23 protein-coding genes, 2 tRNA genes and 1 pseudogene are annotated in these 25,045 nt (G+C 32.9%); 15 read left to right on the forward strand and 11 right to left on the reverse strand.

The genetic code is table 11. The features are described from left to right. Positions 1-4 precede the first annotated feature (4 nt). The 3 genes from FPB0191_RS04870 (at position 5) to FPB0191_RS04880 (ending at position 4,234) form a co-directional block, all read left to right on the forward strand. Positions 5-1,387, forward strand: coding sequence for a PTS galactitol transporter subunit IIC (locus FPB0191_RS04870; protein ID WP_039104408.1), 1,383 nt, complete (start codon positions 5-7; stop codon positions 1,385-1,387). A gap of 94 nt (positions 1,388-1,481) precedes the next feature. Then, entirely contained in the window at positions 1,482-3,545 is a 2,064-nt protein-coding gene (locus FPB0191_RS04875) for a BglG family transcription antiterminator (protein ID WP_039104409.1), read from the forward strand. 26 nt (positions 3,546-3,571) lie between these two features. Beyond that, on the forward strand, positions 3,572-4,234 hold the full coding sequence (locus FPB0191_RS04880; RefSeq protein WP_039104411.1) for a class II aldolase/adducin family protein: 663 nt from the start codon (positions 3,572-3,574) through the stop codon (positions 4,232-4,234). Positions 4,235-4,408: 174 nt separating this feature from the next. Here FPB0191_RS04880 and dhaL read toward each other — a convergent pair whose 3' ends face one another. Together dhaL and FPB0191_RS04890 are read right to left on the reverse strand one after the other, a co-directional pair. Continuing rightward, positions 4,409-5,038, reverse strand: coding sequence for a dihydroxyacetone kinase subunit DhaL (dhaL, locus tag FPB0191_RS04885; protein ID WP_039104412.1), 630 nt, complete (start codon positions 5,036-5,038; stop codon positions 4,409-4,411). A gap of 1 nt (position 5,039) precedes the next feature. After that, positions 5,040-6,044 (reverse strand): dihydroxyacetone kinase subunit DhaK, encoded by a 1,005-nt coding sequence (locus tag FPB0191_RS04890; protein ID WP_039104413.1) that lies wholly within the window; start codon positions 6,042-6,044, stop codon positions 5,040-5,042. A 255-nt stretch (positions 6,045-6,299) separates the two neighbouring features. Between FPB0191_RS04890 and FPB0191_RS04895 the strand changes: the two genes are divergently transcribed. Beyond that, on the forward strand, positions 6,300-7,346 hold the full coding sequence (locus tag FPB0191_RS04895; protein ID WP_039104414.1) for an NAD(P)-dependent alcohol dehydrogenase: 1,047 nt from the start codon (positions 6,300-6,302) through the stop codon (positions 7,344-7,346). A 393-nt stretch (positions 7,347-7,739) separates the two neighbouring features. Here the strand turns inward: FPB0191_RS04895 and FPB0191_RS04900 are convergent, their stop codons facing one another. The 3 genes from FPB0191_RS04900 to FPB0191_RS04910 are packed head-to-tail and all read right to left on the reverse strand — an operon-like array spanning position 7,740 to position 10,632. Then, positions 7,740-8,636, reverse strand: a complete 897-nt coding sequence (locus FPB0191_RS04900; RefSeq protein ID WP_052236774.1) for a DMT family transporter — start codon at positions 8,634-8,636, stop codon at positions 7,740-7,742. Then, positions 8,637-9,785, reverse strand: a complete 1,149-nt coding sequence (locus FPB0191_RS04905; RefSeq protein ID WP_039104415.1) for a cysteine desulfurase family protein — start codon at positions 9,783-9,785, stop codon at positions 8,637-8,639. Positions 9,786-9,837: 52 nt separating this feature from the next. Then, the gene (locus tag FPB0191_RS04910; RefSeq protein ID WP_039104416.1) at positions 9,838-10,632 is read right to left on the reverse strand and encodes a hypothetical protein; all 795 of its coding nucleotides are present in this window, start codon (positions 10,630-10,632) and stop codon (positions 9,838-9,840) included. A gap of 358 nt (positions 10,633-10,990) precedes the next feature. Here FPB0191_RS04910 and FPB0191_RS12555 point away from each other — a divergent pair. The 6 genes and pseudogenes from FPB0191_RS12555 to FPB0191_RS04935 form a co-directional block, all read left to right on the forward strand. After that, a pseudogene (locus tag FPB0191_RS12555) lies at positions 10,991-11,128 on the forward strand (NAD(P)H-dependent oxidoreductase); the annotation flags it as partial. A gap of 17 nt (positions 11,129-11,145) precedes the next feature. Then, a complete protein-coding gene (locus FPB0191_RS12120) occupies positions 11,146-11,304 on the forward strand; it encodes an NADPH-dependent FMN reductase family protein (RefSeq protein ID WP_162485153.1) in 159 nt (52 codons plus the stop codon). A gap of 330 nt (positions 11,305-11,634) precedes the next feature. After that, positions 11,635-12,093 carry a hypothetical protein gene (locus FPB0191_RS04920; RefSeq protein WP_039104417.1) on the forward strand — a complete coding sequence of 153 codons (459 nt, stop codon included), beginning with the start codon at positions 11,635-11,637 and terminating at the stop codon, positions 12,091-12,093. A gap of 268 nt (positions 12,094-12,361) precedes the next feature. Beyond that, positions 12,362-12,820, forward strand: a complete 459-nt coding sequence (locus FPB0191_RS04925) for a hypothetical protein (protein ID WP_039104418.1) — start codon at positions 12,362-12,364, stop codon at positions 12,818-12,820. A gap of 278 nt (positions 12,821-13,098) precedes the next feature. Further along, complete coding sequence (locus FPB0191_RS04930) at positions 13,099-13,524, forward strand: hypothetical protein (RefSeq protein ID WP_039104419.1); 426 nt, start codon at positions 13,099-13,101, stop codon at positions 13,522-13,524. Positions 13,525-14,033: 509 nt separating this feature from the next. Further along, positions 14,034-15,362 (forward strand): DUF4225 domain-containing protein, encoded by a 1,329-nt coding sequence (locus FPB0191_RS04935; RefSeq protein ID WP_052236775.1) that lies wholly within the window; start codon positions 14,034-14,036, stop codon positions 15,360-15,362. 770 nt (positions 15,363-16,132) lie between these two features. On the opposite strand, the gene FPB0191_RS04945 is transcribed toward FPB0191_RS04935, so the two are convergent. From FPB0191_RS04945 to srmB, 6 genes are all read right to left on the reverse strand, one after another. Continuing rightward, positions 16,133-16,381 (reverse strand): hypothetical protein, encoded by a 249-nt coding sequence (locus FPB0191_RS04945; protein WP_039104421.1) that lies wholly within the window; start codon positions 16,379-16,381, stop codon positions 16,133-16,135. A gap of 274 nt (positions 16,382-16,655) precedes the next feature. Then, positions 16,656-16,732: transfer RNA gene (locus FPB0191_RS04950), tRNA-Val, on the reverse strand. Positions 16,733-16,878: 146 nt separating this feature from the next. After that, the gene (locus FPB0191_RS04955; RefSeq protein ID WP_039104422.1) at positions 16,879-18,267 is read right to left on the reverse strand and encodes an MATE family efflux transporter; all 1,389 of its coding nucleotides are present in this window, start codon (positions 18,265-18,267) and stop codon (positions 16,879-16,881) included. Positions 18,268-18,284: 17 nt separating this feature from the next. Further along, positions 18,285-19,613, reverse strand: a complete 1,329-nt coding sequence (gene rimO, locus FPB0191_RS04960; protein ID WP_039104423.1) for a 30S ribosomal protein S12 methylthiotransferase RimO — start codon at positions 19,611-19,613, stop codon at positions 18,285-18,287. A gap of 268 nt (positions 19,614-19,881) precedes the next feature. Then, positions 19,882-20,484: a peroxiredoxin C gene (locus tag FPB0191_RS04965; protein ID WP_039104424.1), complete on the reverse strand. Its 603-nt coding sequence runs from the start codon at positions 20,482-20,484 to the stop codon at positions 19,882-19,884. Between the two features lie 136 nt (positions 20,485-20,620). Next, a complete protein-coding gene (gene srmB / locus FPB0191_RS04970; RefSeq protein WP_039104425.1) occupies positions 20,621-21,922 on the reverse strand; it encodes an ATP-dependent RNA helicase SrmB in 1,302 nt (433 codons plus the stop codon). Positions 21,923-22,243: 321 nt separating this feature from the next. Between srmB and FPB0191_RS04975 the strand changes: the two genes are divergently transcribed. The 5 genes from FPB0191_RS04975 to FPB0191_RS04995 all read left to right on the forward strand — a co-directional run bounded on the left by FPB0191_RS04975 (position 22,244) and on the right by FPB0191_RS04995 (position 24,651). Further along, positions 22,244-22,319, forward strand: a tRNA-Lys gene (locus FPB0191_RS04975). A 492-nt stretch (positions 22,320-22,811) separates the two neighbouring features. Continuing rightward, on the forward strand, positions 22,812-23,537 hold the full coding sequence (locus FPB0191_RS04980) for a hypothetical protein (protein WP_039104426.1): 726 nt from the start codon (positions 22,812-22,814) through the stop codon (positions 23,535-23,537). Positions 23,538-23,656: 119 nt separating this feature from the next. Continuing rightward, complete coding sequence (locus tag FPB0191_RS04985; protein ID WP_039104427.1) at positions 23,657-23,839, forward strand: helix-turn-helix transcriptional regulator; 183 nt, start codon at positions 23,657-23,659, stop codon at positions 23,837-23,839. A gap of 10 nt (positions 23,840-23,849) precedes the next feature. Continuing rightward, entirely contained in the window at positions 23,850-24,137 is a 288-nt protein-coding gene (locus tag FPB0191_RS04990; RefSeq protein WP_039104428.1) for a helix-turn-helix transcriptional regulator, read from the forward strand. Continuing rightward, positions 24,124-24,651 carry a BRO-N domain-containing protein gene (locus FPB0191_RS04995; RefSeq protein ID WP_039104430.1) on the forward strand — a complete coding sequence of 176 codons (528 nt, stop codon included), beginning with the start codon at positions 24,124-24,126 and terminating at the stop codon, positions 24,649-24,651. The genes FPB0191_RS04990 and FPB0191_RS04995 overlap by 14 nt, the downstream gene beginning before the upstream one ends. Positions 24,652-25,045: the final 394 nt, after the last annotated feature.

The raw sequence follows: 25,045 nt of genomic DNA on the forward strand, positions 1-25,045 counted from the left end.
GATTATGGACTTTCTTGGAACAATTATAAATTATATTTTGAATTTAGGCGCGCCAGTTTTTGTGCCTTTTATTATGCTAATTGCTGGTTTAATTGTCCGTATGAGATTTAGGGATGGCGCCTCAGCCGCTATCACTTTGGGTGTTGCCTTTGTAGGTATGAGCATGTTGATTGGTTTTATGGTCGGCGCTATTGGTTCGGCGGCACAAACGATGATGGAACGAACAGGAATAGAATTAAGTATTGTCGATGGTGGCTGGACTACTATGGCAAATGTATCTTGGGCTTGGCCTTATGCTTTCTTGATGTTTCCTTTACAGGTAGGTATTAATATCATAATGCTTGTATTGAAAAAAACAGATACCTTTAATGCTGACTTGTGGAATGTGTGGGGTAAAATATTCACCGCATTTATTGTCGTAGCCGTCGCTACACCTATATTAGGATCGATTACTTCTCTTATTCTTGCATTCGCTGTTGCAACACTACAAATTATTTTAGAACTCAATTCGGGTGATATTAGTCAAAATCGAATCGAAAAATTAACGGGCATTCCTGGTGTAACTTGTACACATAGAATGTTATTTTTTAGTGCTGTTTTCTATCCTTTCGATCTGCTACTTCGTAAAATTCCTGTGTTAAATAAACCGATGGATGCAGCAACATTGCGTTCTAGAATAGGTATCTTTGCAGAAAATCATGTTATTGGATTTTTATTGGGTGTAACGTTTGGAGTCATCGCTGGTTATGATGTTGCTACTATTTTAATGCTTGGGGTACAGGCAGCAACAGCACTGATGCTTTTCCCAATGATTTCAAAATTATTTATGCAAGCATTATCGCCCATTTCCGAAGCCATTAGTGATTACATGAATAAACGTTTTGCTGGACGTAAATTGTTTGTTGGTTTGGATTGGCCGTTTATGGGCGGTTCAAGTGAAATCTGGTTTACCGTTATTGTTGCTATTCCATTTACCCTAATTTGGGCAGTGATCTTACCGGGTAATAAAATCTTACCTTTCGCCGGTATCATTAATGTTGCATTAGTTGTACCCGCCTATATTCTGACAAAAGGTAATACTTTAAGAATGGTAATTTTGTCTATTATTGGCGTGCCATTCTTTTTATTCGTGGGAACACAATTTGCACCCATCATTACTGATCTAGGATTAGCGACAAAGGCTATTGATATTCCCGCTAATCAATTAATTTCCAATAGTTCCATTGATGCACCAATATTCACTTATGCAAGTTCATTTATCTGGCAATCAATACAAGGTTATTTTGTTCCTCTATTATTCGCCTTGTATTGGTGTGTTGGTTATTTCTTTTATGCTAGGGAACTGCGCATGGAAACAAAGCATGATGCCCAAAATGAAAATAAATAAGCATTTGAAAATGTTAGTGTAAATACATTCTATCTAATAATTCTGATGATAATGTTAATTATCATCAGATAACGAACAAAGGATTGATGATTGTATGGTTATAGATAAAAGAATTCATGTGGTTTTAAATGCATTGGTTCAAAATCCGAATATAACAGGCGTGGAGCTTCAACATGAATTTGGATTAACACGTAAACAACTTAGTTATACTCTCAAAAAAATCAACGATTTCCTTGAATCATCTAATCTTGAATTAATTAAACGATTTAAAACGGGTAAATTCAGCATTCCCAAACATGTAATAGAAACCTTTCGAGATAAGCCCGTTGCTAATGCAATTGGGCGCTATATATACTCCGAAGATGAACGTGTTCATTTGCTTCTATTTTTTCTCTTAATTAGAACGGAACGATTATCCTTAATTCATCTCTATTCAGCTTTAACCGTAAGCCAAAATACAGTCATCAATGATATTAAGAAAGTACAAATAATGATCGTCCAATATCATTTACAGATCAATTATGATCGTGAACATGGTTATCGAATTATTGGTAATGAAATCGACAAGCGGTATTTGTTACTTAAACTCATTCGCCGAATTATTACTATGCCAATAGCGGATAGAATTTTTAGAGAAAGTGAAATTATTACGCAAGGTCGGTTAGAGCGAGTAGGGCAGGTATTTAGCGAAATAGAAAAAAAGCTAAAACTCATTTTTACCGATGAACAATTACAAGAGCTCATCTACTTTATTTGTTTTATGTTACAACGCATAGAAACCGGAAAGAAGATTGAATTTTTACCGGAAAATTATACTGAAGTTGCTAATAGCCGTGATTTTCAGTTAATGAAAAAGCTGATTGAAAAATTTGGTATAACAGAATTCAATGAGCAGGTTTTCCTAACCATACTGGTGCAAAGTTCTAATATTCAGACTTTATCTGATAAATATTTTCATTTAGACGCGGTATTGCTAGAAAGTGCTGTTGAAGTCATTAATAATTTTGAACAAATCAGTTGTATTACCTTCCAAGATAAATATGAACTTATTGAACGTATCTATCAACACTGGAAACCGGCTTATTATCGTATTCGATATCATATTACCAACATTAACAGTGTATATGACATAGTATTACAAGAATTCGGTCATCTGCATGAAATGGTTAGAAAAGCAATTGCACCGTTTGAGAAAATCTTGCATTGCAAAATGCCGGATGAAGAAGTTGCTTTTATTACGGTATTATTCGGCGGTTGGTTGACTCGAGAGGGTTTGATTAATCAAATTAAATCTAAAAAAATTGCCATTGTTGTTTGTGAAAATAGTGCGACAGTGTCGACTTATCTCTATCTAACTTTGCAGGTATTGCTGCCAGAATTACATTTTTCAGATGCGATGTCTAAACGTGAATTTGAAAAATACCACCATTATTATGATATTGTTTTTTCTACATCTCATCTCTCTACTGACAAGATATTGTTCATCGTAAACCCATCCCTAAATAATTTTCATAAAAATGCTTTTCGTCATCAAGTAATAGGAACATTACAAGGAATTGATCCCGGCATCATTCAGGTGGAAGAGCTTATGTTAATTATTGAAAAATATAGCAATATAAAGGAGAGAAAAACATTACAAAAGGAACTAACAGCTTATCTTTATAACGATGAAATAAATGACAATCCATTTCGTATATCGCAGCCTGAAATTCCATCTCTTGCTGACTTAATGCTAGAAGATCATATCCATATCGCATCTTCAACAGATATGTCTTGGCAACATGCGTTAGGTTTGGCTTCACAACCGTTATTAAACAATTTGTCCATTGAATACACCTACCTTGAAAAAATGGTTAATAAAATTCAATTTGAACAACCTTATATTATGTTAGTTGACGGTCTTATTATCGCTCACGCTGGGATTGAGGATGGTGTAAATAAAGTTGCCATGTCTTTACTTAGGTTGCCTGAAAAAATAGATATTTGTGGTTATATGCAAGCCGATTTGATTGTCGTTTTAGCAACTAATAATCCACAAAAACATCTGAAAGCGTTAGCTCAATTAAATGAGCTATTGGAACAACATAATGGTGCAACACAAATAAGAAATGCAAAAAATAACCATGAAATTTGGGAATTATTTGCACGTTATCAATGAATATTTGCCAAAATAGGAGCTATAAAATGTTAGAGATACAAAAACAATACGTTGTTGATATGGCTAAAAAATCCAGTGAGTGGGGACTTTGTAAACATAAGGCTGGCAATTCAAGTGTACGTGATAAAGAGACAGGTTACGTTCTTGTTACACCCACTACGATTGATAAAAAATTATTAACTATTCGTGATATAGTGGTTATGGATCTTGATGCGAATGTGATTGAAGCCGAATCAGGATTGAGACCAACGAGTGAATGTTTAATGCATTTGGAAATTTATAAAGCACGTCCTGATGTCTTTGCCATTTCTCATACTCATTCTATCTTCGCCACTTCTTTTGCTGTATTAGCTAAACCGATTCCAGCCGTTGTGTATGAATGTGCAATCTTGAATTTAAAAGATGGTATCATTCCTGTTGCACCTTATGGTCGTCCAGGTACATCGGATCTTTCAAATAGTGTTATTGAACCGATTAAACGCGCCGATGCTATTTTAATGGAAAAACATGGTGCTATCGCGGTAGATAAAGATCCGTATGAAGCGGTACTAAAAGCAGCTTATATCGAAGAAATGGCCGAGATTTATTATCACGCTTTACTTATTAATGGTGGCAAAGATCCTGGCGGTTTCCCAGCAGAAGAGTTACAAAGTTGGGCATATCCATCACAGATTAAATTTAAAAAATAGTTTTTAAGATGATATTTTTGATGATTGAATAGCTTAGTTCTACTAAAACATTTCACATTACTTTATTGAACTGTTTTAAATAAAAAGGATTAAGCTATTTTTTTATGCCATTTTAATCAATTAAATCGAAATAGATAAAGAAATATCCGCTGATTATGTCAGCGGATCTTGTGGTTATTGCATTTGAATATATTGATTCATATATTTTAAAATATATGCCATTGAAACCGAGCCGGGATCCATATGTCCAATTGTCCGTTCACCTAAATTCTTGGCTCGTCCGAATACTGCCACCATTTGCTTTGTTTTTTCTGCACCTTGCATAGCTGATTGGGCAATTTGAGGTAATGCAGATTTCAATGTTGAAGTGGTTAATTCGCTTGCGGTGATCGCTGCTGCAGCTAATGCATCGACCATCGTTTTATCACCCGGTTTTGCCTTACCGCGTTGATAAACTGCTTGCCAACCTTCATTAAGTAAGGTGGATAAAATTGCAGTATTTAATTCTGTTTCACCTGCAACGCTTTTTCCACCCGCTCGAAATAACGTGCCAAAAATCGCGCCAGAAGCGCCTCCCATGCTAGTCATTAATTTCGTACCAATTTGGCTAAACAAATCGCCAATATCTGTCGGTTGAAATTTTGGATCTTGTAATAAAGTTATAATGGCTGCAAAACCACGTTTCATACCAATTCCATGATCACCATCACCAACAATTTGATCTAAGGCAGTTAAGGTGGGTTCACTCTCAACCATTTGTTCCGCTGTAAATAACATCATGCCACGTACTTGTGATAAATTCATTTTATTTTCTCCATCCAAATGTTTGACAAGGTAAATCATAAAGGTGTTTAAGTTCATCATCTAACTTCATTAAGCTAATTGAAAAACCTGACATTTCTAATGATGTGCAATAATGACCTACGACGATATCGTGGCTAATTATGCCTCGCGCATTGAGTTCAATGCCAACTTTGCGAGTGGCAACAAGTAATTCGGTATTACTAAGTGAACCCAAATTGTTAATTAGAACACATACTTGGTCTCCTTTTACATATGGCAGATCATCACATAAATGATCGATCATCTCTTTAACTACCTCATCTGATGATGCCATTTTTTGACGCCGCAGGCCGGCTTCCCCATGTATGCCAATTCCGATTTCGATTTCATTTTCATCTAATTCAAAATTAAAATTATTCGATTGAGGTAATGCACAACCATCTAGCGCTACCCCAATAGTGCGGACATTGGCATTTGCTTTAGATACAACTTGATAAAGTTTTTCAAGATCATATTTCTCGAATTGAGCAGCTGCACCCGCAATTTTATATAGAAACATAATCCCTGCCACACCACGACGATCTGAAATTCGAGATAACGGTGCAGAAGCGATATCATCGGTACCTTTAATTGTTTTCGTTACGATATTTTCTTCAGCTAAAATTTCAGCTGAAATATCGAAATTCATTCCATCGCCCGAATAATTACCATAAAGGAATAACACACCTTTTCCTTTTTCAATGGACTTAGTGAGTTCAATAATTTGATCGGGTGATGGGGAGGTGAAAACTTCGCCTAAAGCACAGCCATCGATCCCCCCTTTGCCGATAAATCCTGCAAAAGTAGGTTCATGACCGCTACCACCTCCCGAAACAACCACTACTTGATCAGATGAAATATGGTTTCCATAAACAGCACAATATTCATCTATTGTCGTTAGTTTCCCGTTATAGGCATAAAACAATCCTTGCATAACTTCTTGCCTAACATTATTAGGATCGTTAAGTAATTTTTTGGGTTTGCGCATTCGTTTTTCCTCTTATTTATCTTTATTAACTACATTATTTATTGTAAAAAAAACTAATAAGCCAAACGAATACATTTAATGACAAATAATCGCCAACTCAATGCTCATCATAGGAAGGTAGATTGTCGCCAATCATTAGTTGTAATTAAATTAATTTTGTGAAAACATGAGTAATATGTCTATTTAACATATAAGGCAATCAGTCCTAAGTATTAGGATAGTTTTATCTTTATTTCTTTTGGTAAAGGAGAATTTATGGAAACCATAGGTTATGCAGCATTTTCAGCTAGTTCAGATCTCAAACCTTATCATTTTAAGCGTAGAGTTTTACGAGATAATGATGTCGCAATTGAAATTCTTTACAGTGGTATTTGCCATTCAGATTTACACACGGTAAAAGGTGACTGGGGGCAACAACCTTATCCTTTAGTGCCAGGACATGAAATTATAGGACAAGTTATTTCTGTTGGAAAAAATGTACAGAAATACAAAGTAGGGGACAAAGTTGCCGTTGGTTGTATGGTGGATAGTTGCCAGTGTTGCGATCAATGTAAACAGGGTGAGGAACAATATTGTCGAAATGGTCTGACTCTTACATATGGTGCCCCTGATAGGATAACAGGAGAAATTACCCAAGGAGGTTATGCAAAACATATTGTTGTTCGAGAGGAATTTGTTTTAAAAGTTCCTAGTCAATTAGACCTTTCAAGGGCTGCTCCTATTTTATGTGCCGGTATCACTACATTTTCACCTTTGAAAAAATGGAATGTAAAAAAAGGGACTAAAGTTGGTGTGATTGGTTTTGGTGGTTTAGGGCATATGGCGGTTAAATTAGCGGTTGCTATGGAGGCAGAAGTCACGGTAATTACTCGTTCCAATTCTAAACAAGATGTAGCAAAAAAATTAGGTGCTAAAGATGTCTTGGTTACTGCTGATATGGATGCGATGGAAAAATCAGTAGCAAAGTTTGATTTGATAATCGATACGATACCTGTTAAGCATGATTTAAATGTTTATTTACCGCTTTTAGATATTGATGGCACTTTAGTGATTGTTGGGCAACTTGGGGCTATGGATGAACTTAATACGAGTCCTTTAATAATGGGGCGTCGCAGAATTGCTGGTTCTTTAATCGGTGGCATAAAAGAGACACAAGAAGTTTTAGATTTTTGTGCTAAGCATAATATTTACCCAGAATGTAAATTAATTACACCGCAGGAGATCAACGATTCTTATCACCATTTGGAAAAAGGTGATGTGGCATATCGTTTTGTTATTGATATGTCAAAAATGTCAATTTAGTATTCAGAAGTAATAGCTATCACTAAAGGAAAAAGTATAGCCCTATCAAATTATAAAAGATGAAAAGGGCTTGCTCAAAAAGTAAAAAATTCACTACAGGTAAGATTTTAAAGATATCATATTCACAAACAGAATAGGTACACGCTTTAACTTTTAAAAGATGCTTTACTTGCTTAGGTTAGAATTGATTGCTGTTATCGCATTTCTGTTAAAAGCTAAAACAGCACTCAAAACAGTTATGGCAGATCTTCGCAAAAGGGAAAGTGTTTTTACCTATTTGAGTTTAAATTATATCTGACAGTTACTTACTAAAAGTGTCTGTCAGATATTAGGTTTGGTAAATATAGTAATTTTTTGTTTTGAAATTGTTACATTTACATACATTTACATATATTAATGGGATAAATCAGATACCATTTTTCTCTTTTTAAATAAAGTAAACAAACTCGGGAAACACATACCTATTAAGATTAATCCTCCCCCCACAAATACATCACTTGAAAGTGTTTCATTTAGTAACCAAACCGCAAATAAAGCAGAAAAGACAGGTTCTAAATTATAAATTAATACTGCGCGTGTTGGTGTTGTATAACGTTGATAAGCGGTTTGAATCCAAAAGGCAAGTACAGTTGAAAATACCGAGGTAATGATTAAAGCTGTAATAAGAGAATTACTCCAATTGTTAGGTAGTAGATTATTTGGAGTGTTTATCGCTTGAATAATAAATATCAATATGGCTATTGTCGCGATTTCTATGAATGTTAAAACCGAATTGTTATGTTGATTCGTAACTTTATCTAATACAACAATATGTAAAGCACTAAAAAGTGAACCTATAACTACCAATATCTCTCCCCATTGTATTTGGGTTGAACTAAAGTCGGACATTACGATTAATCCCATCAAACCAAATACTGTTGCTAGAACCGCTTCAATACTGGGCAATTTCCCCGATAAAGGTGCAGATAAAAGTAAAACCCAAATCACAGCCAAACCGGCTAAAAAACCAGTATTTGAAGCCGTTGTCATCTGTAATCCCGTTATCAAAAAAATAAAAGAAGTTCCTAGTAGGATGCCTAAAAGACAGCCGGTAAAAAACGTCTTAGATGAAATTTTTTTTAACGAACCAAAACAAAAGGGTAATAGTAATAATGCTGATAACATAAATCTTAACCAGAGAACAGTTAAAACGGGTGTTTCATCAACCGCTATCTTCATGACAGGAAAACCTAACCCCCAACCGGCGGCAACACCAACTAATAATATTTCAGCAATCCACGCTTTTTTCATTTATCCTCTCAATCGTTCCGCAGTGTTAAGCAACAATTTTCCGGCTTGTTCAAGTTCTTCAGGTGATGTATTTTGACCAAAACTCAAACGAATTGCACCCTGAATTATATCATCATTAAGCCCCATAGCAGTTAAAACATGACTTGGTTTTTGTTCGTGAGATGAACAAGCTGAAGCGCTACTTAAGGCTAATTTCATTTTTAATTTCTTTTGTATTGTACTATTTTTAACACCTAAGAAAGATAGGTTAATAGTATTTGGTAAACTATTATAACGATCACCGTTGATGGTTACGTATTTTGTCGCAGATAAAAGATTGTCGATAAAATTTTGTTTCATTTGTTCCATTTGGTTTATACTTTTTTCAATATATCCAGCTGAACAAAGCTCAGCGGCTTTTGCCATTCCAGATATTCCTGCTACGTTAACGGTTCCACTTCTTACTCCGTATTCTTGTCCTCCGCCAAAAATGAGGGGGTAAGCTGATAAAATTTCAGGATGTTTACAATAAATGGCTCCAACACCGTTTGGTCCATAAAATTTATGTGCAGAGATACTAACAAAGTCAGCATCAATACTAGCAATACTAAAAGGAATTTTGCCTATTATTTGAGCTGCGTCGGTATGAAATAAAATATTATGTTCATGTGCAATTTTACTTACCTCTTTCAACGGCTGTAATACACCCGTTTCATTATTGGCTGCCATAATACTAATGAGTTTTGTATGTGGTTTTATTTCATTTTTAAGTGCATTTAGGCATATTACACCGGATGAATCAACTGGAATATAGGAGATCTCAACGTTATCAAACCTTTCTAGATAAGAACAAACACTTAGTATACATTTATGTTCAATTTGGCTAGTAATTATGTGAATTTTATCTAGCTTTGAATAATAATCCGCAATCGATTTAAACACTGTATTATTAGCTTCTGAGGCACCTGAATTAAAATATAGATATTCTTTTTCTCCCCCTATAAACTGAGCCACAATCTCTCTGCATTCGTTCAATTTATTATATGCTTTTATACCTTCAAAATGACTAATAGAAGCTGGATTGGCATAAAATTCTTTCATACAGTTAGAGACATCATCAATTACTTCTAAAGCAGTAGGGGTTGTTGAATTATAATCAAGGTATATCACTTGAATACTCCTAAATTTAATTTATTTTGGGGATTTGAAATTTAATTAGTAATTAGCTGAAATTGATTTCAAAAATTTCACCTTTGTCATCACAGAAGAAAATATTGATAATATCAATAACGGGATAAGGTGAATTTTTAAAGATTGTTGATGCTTGTTTCCCTTGTACTACTTTATTTTTATCATCTAACTCAGACCAGTCAATAATTATACAATGTTCAGTTTTAGGAAAACGCTTCTTCACAATTGTCTCTATGTCTTTATAATGTTGGGCAATTAGTGCTGGACACTTAGCCACATATTGATCTGCCTTTCGTCTGGCAAGTAAAAAACTTTTTTTGAAAATAATATCGTTATATGGTTCATTTGGCACTTCGCTCAATTCACTTACGTTATTCTTTAAAAGCATTTTAAGGGATTTAATTGCTCTATTTTTGGTTGCTCTTTCAAAAGAAAGAACTAATTTATCTCTTTTTATAAATGTATTTTCCGTGATAATACTTTCTAGTTCATCAGGTAAATGTTCCTTTTCTTGTATATTTTGATTAGGAATTAAAGAGCAAGTCTCTTCAGAACAACTCATACCTAAATTATCAACAAGTACACCATACATAAGCCTAATTTTTCTTTGGTATTTTTTTATGAGTAATCTACCTAGAAAACAGGCATCATTTAAAGAGTTTATTGAAAAATCATCTGCACCATATGAGCTATTGAAATGTCCCCCTTCAAGATAAATAACGATTTGACTATCCTGATTTTTTGAATTCTCAATAAGCGAATCAAGTTTATCTAAAATGGAAGGAAAATAAGAAGTCATTTTTTTTTGTTCGCTGTATATATTCATAAATAACCTTAAATATGTTTTATAAGATGTTCGATAATCTGTATTAATTACTTTTGTTAAACGTACCTAATAAATTATATTTAAGCTACAAAAATCATAGATTATAAATAATTTTATTCGTCATTTTTTTTCTATAAAATTATTTTATCTTTCGTATGGATAGATTTAATTCTCAATTTTTCAGCATAATAAAATTATTGACTTTCTTTACAGAGGCTTAGTGCTCTAATTCTAAATCGATGAACCAGATTGATATGATCCCCAAAAAAATACTCATCAGAAGTTCATCATCTATTCGCTGAACTTGATGACAAAGGTACGGCTGTAATCGTCTTACAGTTGGTGATATAGTTTTCATGCAATATTAAAAGGTTATTTTGAACGCGTCTGGAATTATGGTTTAGCCTATGGTCAGGGAAGTAGGCTAAAAGAGAAAAGAATTAGATTTTTTGCACTAATAGGTGGTACTGAATCTGATTTTGTAGAGCATAGCTAGGAACAACATTTAATTACGTGAAAGGCCTAAGTTATACGGGTATAGATGACGTAAAAATTAGTTTTCTTTATAGCACACTTGGGATTGAAGAGAGCTTATATGAGGCGCATCATCAAGGTCTATTTACTAAAGCACGTAATGAGATAAGTGCTTTTAACGCAATAATTATTTTATAGTATTTTGGGCATAGAATATTTATAGATAAGTACAAAAAAATAAAATCATTTCTTGAAATCTGTTTAAACAAAATAGCGATTGATAACGTAACTGTTATTCAATGGATATCGATTGTTGGAATCTACGCTAGTAACAAGTGAGTCAACTATTGATTATTTCACAAAGCAAGATAATCTAAATGCAAGCTAAACAGGAAATAGCGAGCTAAATAAGCAGACATTCGGGTAGTATTTGTCAAAATATCTCCAGAACCATCAATATTCAGTCAAAATTATAATTGATGCCGTTAACTATTTTTCATACTATGAGCCTAAAATAAGGAGAATGGTATGAAAAAGATATTTTTGGTTGGGTTAATTAGTTTATTTTTGTCTGGGTGTAATAAGACTGTATCAGATGAGGTTGTTTCAGATAAAATGTTTATAGGTGATTGGAAATGTAACTATATTGACTACAAATCTATTTGGGATGGAAATAATTTTGGTGAATATAAAATTGATGAAAAATTTGAGGTATTAGTAACGTTTAAATATGAAAATAACTCTTTATATTCAAAGATTACAAACAAAGACGAATGGACAAAAAGAAGTCTTGTTGAGGAATATAATAATAAAACAATCCAAGACGAAGATGGCTTTTTAAAAATGAAAGTAACTAAATCACTTAAAAAAGTATCCGATGATAAATTTATTACAACTGATGAATGTGAATTCATTAGTAAAGATGAAGAATATGATTCGTTTAATAGAAAATTTAAAAATGAAATAACTTGCACCCGAATAAGATAATTATCCGTTGAACAACTCAATTTTAATAATCCCTACTTGTGAAGTTTATTATTGTTTGTAGATATCATAAACAATTATTTAATACCTCAAAGCACTGTGAAAATAATTTCTTATTCACGCTGCAAATTGCATTGTTTATGATCGTAAATAACGCTAGTGATTCAGGGTAAGTATTTAATTCTATGATCATATCTCCTTTATTCAGTCTAAATTATGATTGATATCGTTAATTATTTTTCATACTATAAACTCCAAAAAAGGAGATGGTATGAAAAAGGTTGCGTTGTTAAGTTTGGTTTCTTTCGTTTTGGTTGGATGGAGTGATGATAATGGCGGTAAGGTTACTAATGAGTTTTTGGTCGGTAAGTGGGGCTGCTTTAATAAAGAATATGAAAGTAGCTATGATTCTAAATTAGAAGAATACAGTGATTACTCTGAATTAAGTAGCACACAAGTGATCCGCTCTTATAAAGTTGTTAATGGGGTTTTATTAATGAAAAGTACAGATCAGGAAGAAGCAGAAGTTGATTTGGATAAAATTTATAATAATTTAAAAACAGAAAATAAAGCTAACGATTGTGAGTATGTTCTTAATAGAAATTTATTTAAAAATTCAAGTAATAAGCATACTTTTGAAATGGAGATGTTTATCAATTGTTCGGATGATAATGAAGGGATAACCAAATCTAAATATAAAATTGTACAAGTTTGTACTAGAATAAAATAATTATCTGTTAACCAATTTAATTTCTATAAGCCCTCCTTGTGAGGGTTTTTTATTGCTAGAAGATATTATGATCGATTACCCCTAACAGAATAGCACTGTGCAATTAAGTGTTTATTCACAGCGAAAATTACATCGTTTAAGATCGTAACTAACGGTAGTCATTCGGGAGTAAATGTGGAAATGCTATGTCCAGCTCTAGGTAAACTTCTACCTTTTAGCCTTTTAATTGCCTAAATCTTCATAAAAAATATTCTTATTAAGAAAATGAGAGGAATGGTATGAAAAATGTTTTGTTAATTAGTTTAGCTTGTTTTACTTTGTTTGGTTGTAATAATGATAAAGTTACGAATGCGTATCTTGTTGGTAAATGGGAGTGTGAACGTGATTATTATTTAAGGGTTACAGATACTGATTATGTTAGTTTGAATCAAAAATATAATTCAAACCTTGAATTTACGATTGAAAAAGATAAGTTGTATTTGAAAAAAAATAACTCATTATTATGGCAAGAATTTAATCTATCTAGTCTTAGTAGAAGGGAAACAAAAAAAATAGACGATAACCAAATAGAAGTAAAAACTAACTCCATTTCAAAAAAATCACAAGATACTTTTGTAATGGTTGAAAATCAATATATTTATTTGGATAATTATGATTCGAATGAACATTTAAAATATGAAACCATATGCACTAGAATCAAATAATTAACTATTGAATGCAGAAGCAATTTGATTTCTAAATTCATAGGAGAGTTTATTCAATGTTAATAGTTTTTGCTGAAAATATTACAATTATTATATGATAAAGCTAGTCTTCTATTCATTAAATACTAATCTAATTTAATAAATTTAAACTATTAGAACAAAGTATGAATTTTTGATTAAAAAGTTATTTATTAAACCTAAAAAAATGCTTAGCTAATTTTCTATTAATTCAATAAATTTCTTTTAACACTTGTCATTTAATTTAGTATCAACACAATTAATTATCTTTTTTGTCCTTTCAAAAATCTAATTTTTATAAACAATCCTAATGTTGTCTTCCTGTCTAAGCCAATGACGCTTAACGATTATAATCAATGATCCACCTTATAAACAATCCAAAGAGCAATATAGATTATTCAAACAATATAAATGATAGATCTTTTATTATAAATATATAAACTATATACCCATTCCTAACGCATATAATAACGATAAAGTGGAGTTCTGGAATGGGTAAACTTGTCGCAGTGGTAGGCGATCGAACTACGAAAGGCGGATATATTATTACTGGAGCAGGTGATGCTAGTTGTGGCGGTAGAAATATTGCTTTAGTAGGTGATTTGGTAAGCTGTCCAAAATGTGGAACTACGGGGAAAATTATCGAGGGAGCGCCTAATCTTACATATAATGGCGTACCGGCTGCTTATGATGGTTGCCATGTAATTTGTGGATGTAAGGGAGGAACTCAAATTATTGCGGGTTTAAGTTCGTTCTTTGTTGATGTAAAAACTGTATCGACAAAACCGCAAGAATCAATAGAGACACAAACAAGAATAGGTGTCAAAAATGCGGGTTTAAGCTCTTTGTTTGTTAATGATAAAACAGAATCAGCAAAATCGACCGAATCAATAGAATCACAAGTAAGATTAGCTGTCCAAGAGCTGCTAGAAATAGCTAAAGAAGTTTGCGAAAAGCACTTATACTATATGGTGATTCAACAGGAATTTATGAGGGCTATAGAAACCTTTGCAAATAGTATAGTTTCACAGGTAGATAATGGCTCAATAAGTTATGCGGAAGGCTCGGAAGAGATCCAAAAAGAGAAAAAAAGCCTTTGGGTGCAATCTATTCTATGGATCAAGAATGGGCTTTCCGTTTTAGGCGGTATGGGTCAGACTATGGCGGGGTTTGCTCTGTGTGACAAGGGTATAGGATGTATGCTGGGTGCGCCATTAGTGGCTCACGGAGTTAATGGCACATATGAAGGTGGTGCAGGTCTTTATAATGGTGTCATGAATCAAATTGATGGTGGTAATAGGAGTTTGGAAGTTGAGGGACCACTAAGAAAGGTATATCAATCAGCCTTTAAGTCACTTGGTTTTGATGCTTCAGTTGGGAGTATTGCTTATGATGCGTTTGATTTTGGCGTTTCATTTTATGGAAAAGTAAAACTTATACCTAAATTAAATGAGTTTGGTAATCCAATATTTAAGCTGTTTCGTTATGGTAATAAGGACTTAGAAATGGCTTATAAGCAAATGAGTAAACGCTTATTAGGTTTAGAAATTTTGGGAGATGCTTTTGCTTCTGGTAATTTATTAAAAGAAATAAGAAACGCTTTTATCCTTAACAAAGATACAGAACAGATTATTATGACTGTTAGAGAGCCAGAAAAAATAACTAATGTAAAGCAGATTGTGGATGATTGTCATTTGGTGATAACTATAACGGGCGATGATGAAGATGTACCGGGTTATTATGTATGTAAAAGAAATGACAACACGGAATATAGAAAAGATTTTGAGGGAAACATAATAGAAGGTGGTATAGGGCAATGATACTATTAATCTGTGTTTGCTATTATTGTTTAGCAATAATAGGGTGTTTTTTTCGATATTATTTTAAAAAATTTAGTGAATCTGATTATAAATATAATAAATCGCTAAACTGTAAACGAATATGTTATGTTATCTATTGTTATTTTATAATGGCTTACTCTGTATTCTTACATGAACTTGTAAGAAATGAGGTCATATTAAATCTACCTTTTTTAATATCAGTAATATTAATAGCTGTTGTATACGTGTTTTTTTCTAGTTCATTAGAATTTGCAGTCAATAGCAATAGAAAAAAAAAGAGAAAATGGAAATAAACCCAATAAAAATATTGTATTGTTAGAAATAGGAGATATATAACAATGATTATTCAATGGATATTATTTATTTGTTTATGGTTATTGGGTATTTATTTTAGGCTTTATTTTTTGTTTCGTGCATCAAATTATTACAATGATAAATCTTTAAATATAAAGCGAATATGTGCAATTTTTTATTATATTTTTGTGCTTGGTTATGGTGTTTATATGATTCCAGTACTCGGAAATAATTACGACCCACGTCAAGGTAAATTGTTGCTGGTATTTCTTGAATGTTTAATAATTTTTTATTTGTTTGCAAATTTGTTCTGTCTCATTAGCCTAATAGAACAGCGCTAAAAATAATTGAAGGTAATTGGTAGATACTGGTGGGTGTTTTATTAAAAATTATTTATCTTTTCTTTTATTTTATTATTCCACTTGCCACTACAATCATGATTCACACAATATTGGTTATTGAACTATTCTAAATGTGGGAATAGTAGGCTTTAAGTTGTAAAGTTGTTCAACTTCTTTTGAAGACAGAAAAAATATTTTGGCTATATCGTCCAAATCATAATCCAATTCATTTCTCATATAATTTAATATAGCAGTTATAAGAGTTGGTTTTTCGCCAAGTATTTCAATTTCAACAGGCTCATTTATCCTATAACCTAGTGAAGACATTCGTCTACTTAGATAATCTTCTTGTCCTGCTGTCATAATCTTAAGAGTCTTCGCTCTATAAATTAGTGACCTCATTAGTCACAAATTTATAACTGAACAATTTATTTTTGGTGATTAAATCAGAGTGTACAAATGTACGAATTATGCTCATTTGAAATTTTTAAAATATAAATCTTAGCTAAAAATTTCTGGTAATCTTCTATCTCAATTTTACAGAAAAAGTAATAAAAAACGATGGGGGTTTTACCCCAAGTAAATTTTATATCTTAACCACAATCACTGGAAAGGCTTATCAGATAAGGCTTTGGGATGGTACGCCCGGGTGGACTCGAACCACTGACCCCCACCATGTCAAGGTGATGCTCTAACCAACTGAGCTACGGGCGTATACAATTTGTTGAATCAATTTCTATAGGCGCAAATGATAGCGGTTAAATGGCTAAGAGGCAAGTAAAAAAAAGTGGAAATTGATGTATTTATAATCGTAAAAGCTTGTTTGCTTACAAAACAAACAAGCTTAATCATTAGCTGGCTCATAAATTAGACTGTTTTAGGATTTCATCGACAGGTCGTCTTTGAATCCAAATCATACGAGCAATCAATAATAATGAGGCAAATAATAAACCAAGAATAATGCCGATCCAGAAACCAGCAGCTCCTATAGGTTGACCAAGTAAGTCTGTTAATCCCAGAATATAGCCCAATGGTAAACCAATAACCCAATAAGAAACTAATGTAATATAAAATATACTCTTAGTATCTTTATAGCCACGCAAAACATTACTAGCAGTAACTTGCAGATAATCAAATACCTGATAAATAGCTAATAGGATAATTAATTGTAAACTGAGTTCAATGATATCTGTTTTATCAGTAAATAACAAAACAAGCGAGTGTTTGAATATGATTAACAGAATAGCCACAATCAATGACAGAAAAAATGCCATAGCTAAACTAATGTAGGAAGTTCGTTTCGCAAGCAATGGTTGTTGCTTACCTAACAGATAACCTACGCGTATACTCGTTGCTACCCCTAACGATATCGCTAATGTAAACGTCATACTACTTAGTTCAAAAACGATTTGATGAGCAGCTACAGCAACTTTCCCTAAAGGTGCAATCATAAGCGCAATTATTGCGAATAGACTGACTTCGAAGAAGTAGGCTAGGGCAAGCGGAATTCCTAATATGACTATCCGTTTTAAAACATCGAAATCAAAAACTTTTTTGATTGGTGTATTCAGAATATCTTTTTGGCTTTTAGTTATAACAGTATAACCTTTTATAAGAAAGAACATTAACCAAAATATAATTGCACCGGTTATACCACAGCCAATACCACCAAATTCAGGAAAACCTAATTTACCATTAATTAATACATAATTAATAGGAATATTAGCTAGTAAAGCAATAAACATTACATACATTGTTGGTTTAGTATTGGATAATCCCTCACATTGGAAACGATAGATTAAAAAATATAAAAAACCCGGAACTCCCCACATAATTGAGCGTAGGAAATATACTGCAATATGAACCATTTCAGGATCAATTGGATTGTCATCACTATCTCGTAAAGCAATCAATTTATCAGAATTATATAAGATCACCATGAGTATAATCGACAAAAATGTGGCAATAATTAAACCTTGTCTAGTTTGATTAGCAATTTGATCACGCCGCCCCATGCCATTTAAATTGGCAATGATAGGCGTTAGTACTGATAAAAGTCCTTGACCAAATAAAATTGTTGGTAACCAAATTGATACTCCTATAGCTACACCTGACAATGCAGCATCGCTATAATCTCCGGCCAAAATAGCATCGACAAAAGTAATACCAGTTTGAGCTAACTGCGTTAAGATTACAGGTATAGATAATTTGATTAATATCGAACTTTCTTTTTTTATTGTATTTTGCATATATAGAGCATCAATCTTTAGTTATTTTTAATAACACTACCCCATAGGTCATATTCGTCAGAATGTTCAATTTCAACATTAACGATATCGCCTACTTTAACGTTGTGTTCTTCATTTAGGTAAACCGCACCATCAATTTCAGGCGCATCAGCCATGGTTCGACCAATGGCACCTTCTTCATCTATTTCATCAATAATAACTGGTAAAGTTTGACCTATTTTTTCAGCTAATTTTTGTGTTGAAATTGTCTGCTGTAATTGCATAAATTGATGATAGCGTTCTTGCTTGATTTCTTCAGGGATTTGATCAGGTAGTTCATTTGCGATCGCACCATCAACTGGGCTATAAGTAAAACAACCCACACGATCTAATTTAGCTTCTGATAAAAAGTCTAATAATAAATTAAAATCATGATCTGTTTCACCCGGATAACCAACAATAAATGTTGAGCGCAAAGTAATCTCTGAACAAATATCTCGCCATCTTTGAATTCGTTCAAGTGTTTTCTCAATTGTTCCAGGACGTTTCATTGATTTTAATATTGAAGGACTAGCATGTTGTAATGGAACATCTAGATAAGGCAAAATTTTGCCTTCAGCCATTAATGGAATCAAGTTATCAACGCTTGGATAAGGATAAACATAATGTAGTCTCACCCATATGCCAAGTTGAGATAATTGTTCGCATAGATTTTGGATATCTGTTTTAATTGGCATACCGTTCCAAAAACCCATGCGATTTTTGGTATCAACACCATAAGCTGATGTATCTTGAGCAATAATCAATAGTTCTTTGACACCACTATCAACAAGTCGTTTTGCTTCATCAAGAACATTACCAATTGATCGACTAACCATATCACCACGTAGCGATGGAATAATACAAAATGAACAACGATGGTTACAACCTTCAGAAATTTTCAAATAGGCATAATGTTTCGGTGTAAGTTTGACACCTTGTTGTGGTACTAAACTGGTAAAAGGATCAAATTTCGGTTTAGGTACGTATTTATTTACATGCGTCAATACGGATTCATAACTATGCGGTCCCGAAATTTCTAAAACTTTTGGATGTACTGTCCTGATTTGGTCTTCTTTAGCACCAAGGCAACCAGTTACAATGACTTTACCATTTTCATTTAATGCTTCACCGATCGCCTCTAATGATTCTTGTACAGCGCTATCTATGAAACCGCATGTATTTACAATCACGAGATCAGCATTGTCGTAAGAAGGAACGACTTGATATCCTTGTGTTCTTAATTCAGTTAATATTCGTTCAGAATCAACAAGATTTTTAGGGCAGCCAAGACTAACAAACCCAATGGTAGGGGATAAATTGTTCATAAGTTCAGTAAAATATTATTATAAAATAGTCAAAAATCAATAGGATATAATTGATGGAAATGTCGCTATTTTAACATAAAAAAAATAGCTTAACTATTTCAAATCTTCTTTAATTTATAGGAATATAAGATAAAATTACTAGGATTTTTGTTTTGATAATTATAAATTTTAACAATGTTAATAGCTAATATTGGTATTAAAATTCAAAAAAACCGGAATATTAATTCCGGTTTAGTAAATAAAAACAGGCTGAACAAAAATTATAAAATTAAAGTTCATTAGCATGTTGTTTTAAGTAGCTAGCCACACCATCTGGGCTACCTTTCATACCTTGTTTACCTTTAGACCATTGAGCTGGACATACTTCACCATGTTCTTCATGGAACTGAAAGGCATCAACAATACGCAACATTTCATCGATGTTACGACCAATTGGTAAATCATTTACTGTTTCATGACGTACAATACCTGATTTATCAATAAAGTAAGATGCACGTAATGCAACACCAGCTTCAGGATGTTCAATGCCATAAGCTTGCATAATTGCGTGTTTTATATCGGCAACGATAGGAAATTTAACTTCACCAATTCCGCCTTGATCTTGTGGTGTTTTACGCCATGCGTTATGAACAAATTCAGAGTCCATAGAAATACCGATCACTTCTACACCTCGTTTTTTGAATTCTTCAAAACGGTGATCAAAAGCGATAATTTCAGAAGGACAAACAAAAGTAAAATCCATTGGCCAGAAAAAAACTACAGCATATTTACCTTTAGTAAAAGAAGAAAAATTGAAATTGTTAACAATTTCTCCACTACCTAGAACTGCAGAAGAAGTAAAATCGGGTGCTTTACGGGTAACGAGTGTCATAAAATAGCTCCTTGGTTATTATTATACATCGGGACAAAAAAATAATTTATTAATGAAAGTAGTGACATTATATCGTTCAATTCGATATAGAAAACTTGATTAAAACAATTAATTTCATAAGTAAAGGCTATTAATTTTAATTAATTGATAATTTTTTCTTTGGTTTTCCAATATTTTTAGTATCCCGATGTCGAAGTTTCTTCTTTTTCGACTCTTTTAATTTTGTCTCTTTTTTAGCTTTGGCCTTATCAGATAGTTTTTTCTTTTTAGTAATTTTAGGTGCTTTAGTTTTTGGTCTTAGTTCGTCAATAACTCTTAAATTCAACGGTTCGTTAATATAGCGTTCTATTTTCTTTAATAATTCATAGTCATGAGCTTCTACTAAAGATATCGCAGTTCCTTTTTTACCGGCTCGGGCGGTACGACCAATGCGATGTAAATATACATCGGCTGTTTTAGGCATATCATAGTTAAATACATGACTTATATCATCAATATCCAAACCACGAGAAGCAACATCAGTGGCAATTAAAACATTAACGGTGTTATTCACCATGCGTTTAATGGCTTCATTGCGCTTAGCTTGTACCATTTCCCCTTCTAGATAGCAACTGCGTATATTCGCTTCATTGAGCCAGTTCACCAATTCATGAACGCGTTCACGTTTACGTACAAATATAATGCTTTTTGTAACACTGGATTGATTCAGTAAATGAATTAACAAAGCTGTTTTATGTTTAATATCATCAGCACGATAATAGAGTTGAACAATTTTTTTGCGTTCTTTACGAGAAGGTTCAGCATTAATTTCCACTGGGTCATTAAGGATACGTTTAGCGAAATCGTACAAACCTTGTCCTTCAAGTGTTGCAGAAAAGAGAAACGTTTGCTTGCGCCAGCGAGTTTCTGCTGCGATTGTTTCCACATCATGAGCAAATCCCATATCCAACATACGATCAGCTTCGTCCAAAATCAGTATTTCAATAGCTCGGCAATCAAAATTCTCTTCTTTAATGTATTGAAGGAGTCTGCCGGTAGTGGCGATGACAATATCCTGATTCTTACTAAAAATTTCAGCATGATTCATATAGGCAACACCACCAGTAATGGTCGCGATACTTAATGTGGTAAATTGCGTTAATAATTTAGCTTGTTCTGCTACTTGCATTGCAAGTTCTCGCGTTGGAGTGAGAATTAAAACTCTTGGAGGACCAGGTTTTCGTCTAGGAAAATCCAGAAGATGTTGAACAGCAGGTATCAAATAAGCCAAAGTCTTACCGGTTCCTGTTGGCGCTGAACCCAGAATATCTCGGTTATCGAGAGCATGAGGAATAGTTTCAAGTTGTATAGTCGTAGGTGTAGTAAGATTTTGTTGACTCAAGCTCTTAAGTAATGCTTCATCAAGCTCAAGTTTAGAGAAATCGTTATTAGTCGTCATGTTTATGTTACATTTTATAAAATATGCATTATATCATATTGATAATGATGTTTAGCTATATTTATTCCAGATTATTGTTTTCAAAAATTAAACATCCATAAAGGCAAATTGATTTTAATTTCTGATGCAATACTTAAAATCATAAATCGATTATATTATTAATAAATGACCAATGTTGTCTCAGAATAGATAATTTAACTTTATTAAATAAACTGTTAATAAGGAATTTTTGTTTTTATTCACTAATTTTTAGTGATTTGTTATTAATATTATTTGCATTCATCGCTTAGTTTAGGTAAAATTCTGCCATTCCAACTTAGTGGGTTGTTAGCTCAGTCGGTAGAGCAGTTGACTCTTAATCAATTGGTCGCGGGTTCGATCCCCTCACAACCCACCATTCCTCAATTCATCAAAATTCAATAATGTTCAAAAAATCTTTATCTAACAAGCTTTTTAGCTAATTTACTGTTTAACTAAGTTCAAGAAGATTTAGCGAAAATCAAACTCTTATGTTATATATTATGTTATACGCTCAACTATAACTTAAATTCGTATAATATGGTCAAGATTATAAAACCTCTAAATGATACTCAAATCAAGTCAGCCAAGCCAAAGAAAGTAATAACATATATAACATAGAATCATGTTAGTAGATCAGACTTCAAATTCGACTTGTAGTCGCAATTAAATAAAATGATATAGTTATAATCATTTCAAAAGCAACTCTTTCCTTTGGCTAGCTAAATCCCACAAAAATGTGGTATTCAAATAAGTGTTTTTTTATACAGTAATGGTATAATTTAAAAATTACGCCTAGGCTGATCCCCGAATATCCGTAACCCTAACGGACTGGCGTAATCATTTCATAGGGGATTGTTTAGGGGAAACAATGGATAATTTATTTGATCTTCGTGATAAGCTAACATTTGATGAATCATTAAGATATCTCAGTGATGCTGGGTTTACTCTTAATGCTCAAGAACTTTTTCATTTTGTTTTAGAGAAAAAAATACAATTAAATATATTTTCCTATACTAGAGATACTCAATTTACTATTAGTTCCATTAATCTCGTTATAAGAAAACAACCGTACTGGTGTTTTCCAGAGGATGGGGCTTTGGGGTTTATTATTTATGTAGATACTGAGGGTTTAAGGCTAACTAAGTATATAGTAAATAGGGATGAATATAGAGATCGACCCATATCACAGTGTATGTGGGATGCAACAGATTATTATGCTGGTTTTTTAACTGAAGATATTAGAAGTCTTTTAGAACAAGCTCTAAAAATTAGTGAAAAGCCACAATCAATAACAAATAAACCTAAATTAAATAAAATTAGAGATAAAGCGGAGTGGTGTGAAATTGCTTATTTTACACAGAATAAATACTACTCTGAAGGTAAAATTATATCTAAAGGTGATCTTGCAAAAAAAATAGGTGTATTTGCTAATAGGCACCATACTACAATAAATGGTTGGTTTAATGCTTTTTCTAAAGAAGGAAGAGAAAATATAAAATCAATACCAGCCCTAACTAGTTCTATAAAAAATAATCATAATGGTATTAAAATTTTTGATCTATTCGACCCTAAAACTGGTAAAAAAATAGATTGAATGAAAATTCCTACCATTTCATACCATTTCATACCCCTCCATACCATTTTACTTCATACCATTTCATGCCCAACAATCCTCAATGCATTCAACATTATTAATTCAGTGAGGAAGAACAAATGCAATTAAATACAATCCAAAAATATTACTCTCTTGATGAATTAGCGTTAATGTTAGGCTGTTCTAAAAATACATTACGCTACAATCCTAAATTCCCTAAAGGCATTCAATTATCAAAACGTCGAACGGTTTATGATATCACCGAAGTAAAATCCTACTTAGAAAGCAACCGAGTACAGTAGGAGGCCTTCAATGTCATATTCAATCACTCCAGAACAACACAAAGCCATTAGGGATAAATATGGTATCCAATATGATCGCCTTGTTTGTGAAAATAAGAGATACAAAATTACTAGTATTGCCCGTTCTACTGCTTGGCAACTTGGGAAAGAGGGTAAATATCCATTAAGAAAATCTTTAGGTGCTAACTCATGTGGTTGGTCATTAGTGGAATTACTTCACTGGATCGACAATCCGCCAGTAGTTCAAAAAATTAATCAACCTACTAAACGCCGAGGATTTGCCAATGGAAGCTACTAAGATAATAGTTAAACAAGATGAATTAAGCATCATAAAATTTGAGGGTATCAAAGTACGAATTATTACTTATTTGGGTGAACCCTGGTTTATAGCTATTGATATTGCAAAAGCCTTGGAAATTACAAACTCAAGAAAAGCATTAATGTCATTAAATGAGCATGAACGGAATACTGTAACTTTAAGTTACGAAAATAGCGGTAATCCAAATTATGCCATAGTTTCAGAATCAGGATTTTATAAACTCATTTCACGAAGTAGAAAGGCGACTCTACAAGGAACATTTGCCTATAGATTTAGTAACTGGGTATTTGGTGAAGTTATTCCAACAATTCGTAAAACGGGTGCTTATGGTGTGCCTTGGTCTTTCTTAAATGATTATGCTAAACGTGAAAAAGAATATCTTATTGAATCAAGCAGAAGAGGACGTAATTTAGAAGCTTGTAAAAAATGGAAAGCTAATTTGATAGCAGAAAAGCAAGCATTATGGAAAAAATATCAACCTGAATTGATTTAATAAAAAAGGCAACTTGTCACAGTTGCCTATATTCAATCACTAAAATCAATTATCTAAGGTAATATCCATATCGATAGAAATAATATAAAACATTGAACTTAGGCTAAAACATATCGCGTTTAAAGCACATCCTTATAATAACGGAAGCTTAAAAATTGGATAGTTTATTATATCCTTTGGCTTCAAAGGCTGTAACCATGAGAGAACGAATCCGAGTTTATCAATTGTTGATGAACACCAACTGTACCCTGATAATGATCTATTTAGACCTTGAACTTGATATAGGTATAAGCTAAGAGGCATATATTGCCGCCTTGCCACTAATAAGCAATTGAAAAATTCTGATTAATTAAAAATGACTATTTAACTTATTCTGTTTTTAACATACTATTAA

It is taken from the genome of Frischella perrara (assembly GCF_000807275.1).
Classification (GTDB): domain Bacteria; phylum Pseudomonadota; class Gammaproteobacteria; order Enterobacterales; family Orbaceae; genus Frischella; species Frischella perrara.

What these genes read in the sequence shown, in the direction of transcription:
- rimO (WP_039104423.1), bottom strand. Translation starts at nt 19,613, where the DNA reads ATGAACAATTTATCCCCTACCATTGGGTTTGTTAGTCTTGGCTGCCCT.
- FPB0191_RS04900 (WP_052236774.1), bottom strand. Translation starts at nt 8,636, where the DNA reads ATGAAAAAAGCGTGGATTGCTGAAATATTATTAGTTGGTGTTGCCGCC.
- FPB0191_RS04930 (WP_039104419.1), top strand. Translation starts at nt 13,099, where the DNA reads ATGAAAAATGTTTTGTTAATTAGTTTAGCTTGTTTTACTTTGTTTGGT.
- FPB0191_RS04955 (WP_039104422.1), bottom strand. Translation starts at nt 18,267, where the DNA reads ATGCAAAATACAATAAAAAAAGAAAGTTCGATATTAATCAAATTATCT.
- FPB0191_RS04965 (WP_039104424.1), bottom strand. Translation starts at nt 20,484, where the DNA reads ATGACACTCGTTACCCGTAAAGCACCCGATTTTACTTCTTCTGCAGTT.
- srmB (WP_039104425.1), bottom strand. Translation starts at nt 21,922, where the DNA reads ATGACGACTAATAACGATTTCTCTAAACTTGAGCTTGATGAAGCATTA.
- dhaL (WP_039104412.1), bottom strand. Translation starts at nt 5,038, where the DNA reads ATGAATTTATCACAAGTACGTGGCATGATGTTATTTACAGCGGAACAA.
- FPB0191_RS04990 (WP_039104428.1), top strand. Translation starts at nt 23,850, where the DNA reads ATGTCATATTCAATCACTCCAGAACAACACAAAGCCATTAGGGATAAA.
- FPB0191_RS04945 (WP_039104421.1), bottom strand. Translation starts at nt 16,381, where the DNA reads ATGACAGCAGGACAAGAAGATTATCTAAGTAGACGAATGTCTTCACTA.
- FPB0191_RS04995 (WP_039104430.1), top strand. Translation starts at nt 24,124, where the DNA reads ATGGAAGCTACTAAGATAATAGTTAAACAAGATGAATTAAGCATCATA.
- FPB0191_RS04980 (WP_039104426.1), top strand. Translation starts at nt 22,812, where the DNA reads ATGGATAATTTATTTGATCTTCGTGATAAGCTAACATTTGATGAATCA.
- FPB0191_RS04925 (WP_039104418.1), top strand. Translation starts at nt 12,362, where the DNA reads ATGAAAAAGGTTGCGTTGTTAAGTTTGGTTTCTTTCGTTTTGGTTGGA.
- FPB0191_RS04895 (WP_039104414.1), top strand. Translation starts at nt 6,300, where the DNA reads ATGGAAACCATAGGTTATGCAGCATTTTCAGCTAGTTCAGATCTCAAA.
- FPB0191_RS04920 (WP_039104417.1), top strand. Translation starts at nt 11,635, where the DNA reads ATGAAAAAGATATTTTTGGTTGGGTTAATTAGTTTATTTTTGTCTGGG.
- FPB0191_RS04910 (WP_039104416.1), bottom strand. Translation starts at nt 10,632, where the DNA reads ATGAATATATACAGCGAACAAAAAAAAATGACTTCTTATTTTCCTTCC.
- FPB0191_RS04870 (WP_039104408.1), top strand. Translation starts at nt 5, where the DNA reads ATGGACTTTCTTGGAACAATTATAAATTATATTTTGAATTTAGGCGCG.
- FPB0191_RS04935 (WP_052236775.1), top strand. Translation starts at nt 14,034, where the DNA reads ATGGGTAAACTTGTCGCAGTGGTAGGCGATCGAACTACGAAAGGCGGA.
- FPB0191_RS04875 (WP_039104409.1), top strand. Translation starts at nt 1,482, where the DNA reads ATGGTTATAGATAAAAGAATTCATGTGGTTTTAAATGCATTGGTTCAA.
- FPB0191_RS04880 (WP_039104411.1), top strand. Translation starts at nt 3,572, where the DNA reads ATGTTAGAGATACAAAAACAATACGTTGTTGATATGGCTAAAAAATCC.
- FPB0191_RS04890 (WP_039104413.1), bottom strand. Translation starts at nt 6,044, where the DNA reads ATGCGCAAACCCAAAAAATTACTTAACGATCCTAATAATGTTAGGCAA.
- FPB0191_RS04985 (WP_039104427.1), top strand. Translation starts at nt 23,657, where the DNA reads ATGCAATTAAATACAATCCAAAAATATTACTCTCTTGATGAATTAGCG.